Source organism: Vagococcus sp., from assembly GCF_052102835.1.
Lineage (GTDB): Bacteria > Bacillota > Bacilli > Lactobacillales > Vagococcaceae > Vagococcus.
In genome coordinates this window covers 1-3,702 of sequence record NZ_JBQEIL010000021.1, presented here as the reverse complement: position 1 = coordinate 3,702, position 3,702 = coordinate 1, and the positions used below count along the sequence as shown (strand labels likewise).

Below are 3,702 nucleotides of genomic sequence, written 5' to 3'. Positions count from 1 at the left end.
GGATAGCACGACTTATTTATTTTCCAATGAAATTAACTAGCAATTCGGGTAAAAATATAATGATGATTGAACCCCGTGAAACCCTCTTGATATATACTATAATATAAAAATGAATGTAAAAAAACAAATTTTTAAAGGCACGCTCTATGCAGTTGTTGCCGGTTGTATGTGGGGAATTTCTGGCATTTTTGGTCAGCTTTTTTTCCGTGATTATCATGGTAGCCCACTTTGGATTACATCAACACGTTTAACGATTGCTGGTATTATTTTACTGGTCATGTCTTATTCGCGAGACCATAAGCGTTTTTTTGATGTCTGGAAATCAAAAAAGAACATGCCAACGCTCTTTTTGTATGTTTTTGGTGGAGTTTTCTCTGTTCAGTATTTTTATTATGTTGCCATTCAATTGTCTAACAGTGCCACGGCGACAATTTTACAATATACAGCACCCGTTTTTATTATGCTTTATTTATTCATTTTCCAAAGACAAGTGCCAAAACCTAAATCGGTCTTATTTGTTATTTTAGCAATGATAGGTGTTTTTTTATTGATTACAAATGGAAACATCAAACATCTTTCAATTAGTCCACTTGCCCTTGTGACAGGCCTTCTTGCGGGTGTTGCGGTCGTAATCTATTCTATCATTCCACGTCCTTTATTGGATAAGTATGGGGCGCTCAATATGACTGGATGGGGAATGATGCTTGCGGGAATTGCTTGTAATATCTTTTATCCGGTTTGGCGGATTAATTTCCGAATTGAACCTCTTTCAATTTTTTACGTTTTGACGATTTCTATAGTGGGAACAGCATTGGCTTTTTTGTTGCTTTTAAGAGCATTCCAGCTAATATCACCTCTTGTTGTTTCGGTTGCAACGGCCACTGAACCACTAACCTCTGTCTTTTTAAGTATTCCCTTATTTGGCTTAAAATTAACACTACTAGAAATGGTGGGGATTGTTATGGTTATTGTTTCAGTTATTCTTTTATCAAAATCAGAACAAGCTTAAAAGAAACCAGTAGGTTTCTTTTTCTTATATACAAGATTTTGACTTTTTTCAGAATATTCTATGATATAATAAATGCAAAGATAGCATTTAACATCAAAAATAAAATGAATTGAGGAAAATTTATGATTGAGATTAGAGAATTAACAAAGATGTATGGCAAGCAGTATGCTCTAAATCATCTAAGTTTAACAATTCCAGAAGGTCAAATATTCGGTTTTTTAGGGCATAATGGGGCAGGGAAATCCACAACAATAAAATGTCTGACGAGTATTATTGAACCGACAAGTGGACAAGTTTTAGTTGATGGTTTAAATCTTGCTGAACATCATTCAGAAATCAAAAAAAGAATTGGCTATGTTCCTGATACTCCGGATATCTTTTTACAATTATCTCCTAAAGAATATTGGAATTTAATTGCCTCAGCTTTTGCACTTGAAACCTCTGAAAAGGAAAGACAACTAGAAACTCTTACACGACTTTTCGATATTGAAGGGAAAGAATATCAAACAATTGAAAGTTTTTCTCATGGAATGCGTCAAAAAGTAATTGTCATTGGGGCTCTCTTATCGACTCCCGATATTTGGATACTTGACGAACCCTTGCAAGGATTGGACCCTCAAGCAGCTTTTGATTTAAAAAATCTGATGAAAGCACACGCTGCCCAAGGAAAAACGGTTATTTTTTCTACACATGCTTTAGAAGTAGCGCAACAGCTATGTGATCAACTAGCCATTTTAAAAGCTGGCGAACTAATTTATTCGGGAACAGTTGATGCTTTATTAGATTCAGCAGAAGATCAATCTTTGGAGTCGGTTTATCTCAAAATGGTAGGTCGTCAGCAAGAAGAGCTAAATAGAGGAGACGATGATGAATCTTCAACAAATTAAAAGTCTTTTTAGTGTCAACCTCCTTTATGCCAATCCTCAAGCTACCCAACGTCAAAGAGAAAAAGGTAAAACCAAAAATTTAACCAAATCACTTTTGATTCAATATGGGCTTGTCTCGCTCATCATGTTGCCATTTTTCGGACTGATGATGTTAGCAATTGACTTTCCAAAATATCCGGGATTTTTTACTTTTTATTGTGCTCTGTTTGCCCTGATGACTTTTTCTCAAGCCTTGTCAGCAATTTTAAATATTTTTTATGAGAGCAAAGACTTTCGAGATTATCTGCCTCTCCCTTTTGAAAATGTTAATATTTTTGCTGCTAAATTTTTAGTCGTAATTTTTGTTATCTTACCTTATTTAATGCCTCTTTTGGTGCTTTTTGGAATAACAGGTTTTAGGGCAAACGGAGTGATTGGCCTCTTTCTCGGATTAGTTGGATTTTTTCTGTTTGCTCTATTATTCTTACTGCTTAGTACATGGTTGATTACTTTTTTGGTTCAATCTAAAATATTTCAACGCTATAAAAAAGTTTCCCAGACCATACTATTATTGATTTCAATGGTTGGAATTTTTGCTGGGATTATGTATCTAAATAATGCTCAAACGACGATTAGTGCGACAGGTAAGTTGTTGGATAGAGGAACTTTTCTGCCATTTTTACCTTTTTGGAAATGGTTAGTAAATCCGTTCTCTTTCTATAGTTTATTTAGTTTTCTCTTTTTTATAATCTTATTGATTGCTCTTTACTATGTTTTTACACTTCTAGTGGTTCCAAAAATGTTTAAAATTCTCTTGGAAGAGTCAAAAGAAACGAGAATTGTTCAAAAAAGAAAAATAAGAAGAACGAGAAATTTTACCTCACAATTAAGAATTTATAATCTAGGACTAATTAAAAATCCTACCTTATGGATTCAAATGCTGACAGGATCCTTTATTTTTCCGCTTGCTATGCTGCCCGGTCTTTTATCTAGTGGTCTAAATTTGTCAAAATTGGATTTGAAATTTTTTGCTATTTTTCCTATCATCGGAATTAGTTTAGCTTTTCTGACCATTAACAATAGCTCTCTTCCTTCAATGATTATCTCACTTGATCGGGAAAATTTTAATTATTTTAAAAGCTTACCCATGAAGTTGAATTTCTATCTCAGAGTGAAATTTCATTTTGCCTTTTTTATTCAACTAGTTCTTGATTTAATCTTATCTTTAGTGATTGGTATTTTACTGAAAGTCCCTGTTACCTTGCTCTTTGGGCTGTTAATTGGGAATGTTATTGGGGTATATCTGATTTCACTTCATTATTTTGTCAGAGATTGGCATCTCTTAAATTTAAATTGGACTGCGTTGACTCAACTTTTTACAAGAGGTTCTGGGGGATTTCGGGTTTTTATCATTTTCTTTGCTACGCTTTTGGGAGCAGGAGCACTCATTGGAGCAATTATTGCCCTGATTATCTTTATTCCATATCCTTTAGTTGTTAACCTTGCCCTAGTCCTCCTTTTAGGATTTTCGGTAGGAGTGATACTTCATTTTTATCAGAAAAATTTTTGGAATAATCTCTGATAAAAATTAACAATAAAATTACTCTGCTTTAGGAGTAATTTTTTTATAAAAAAAATTAAGAAAACCCGAATTGCTAGTTAATTTCATTGGAAAATAAATAAGTCGTGCTATCCTAATCTTAAACCACTAAGCATTAGAAAGCGCACGACTTATATGACTTATAATAGCACACTTCCAAAAGTTTTTGTTTATTGGTTCTGTTGCAAAGTTTTCTGATAAGTCTATTTTAGTGTAAAATGAATAAA

Annotated in this window: 3 protein-coding genes; all 3 read left to right on the top strand. The window is 33.5% G+C overall.

Translation table 11 applies throughout. From position 1 onward, the window contains the following. Window positions 1-109: 109 nt before the first annotated feature. Window positions 110-1,009 (top strand): DMT family transporter, encoded by a 900-nt coding sequence (locus tag ACTJFD_RS11430; RefSeq protein ID WP_021216425.1) that lies wholly within the window; start codon window positions 110-112, stop codon window positions 1,007-1,009. Between the two features lie 122 nt (window positions 1,010-1,131). Further along, on the top strand, window positions 1,132-1,896 hold the full coding sequence (locus tag ACTJFD_RS11425) for an ABC transporter ATP-binding protein (protein ID WP_011835457.1): 765 nt from the start codon (window positions 1,132-1,134) through the stop codon (window positions 1,894-1,896). A gap of 148 nt (window positions 1,897-2,044) precedes the next feature. After that, complete coding sequence (locus ACTJFD_RS11420; RefSeq protein ID WP_442261645.1) at window positions 2,045-3,457, top strand: ABC transporter permease; 1,413 nt, start codon at window positions 2,045-2,047, stop codon at window positions 3,455-3,457. The last annotated feature ends 245 nt before the right edge of the window (window positions 3,458-3,702 follow it).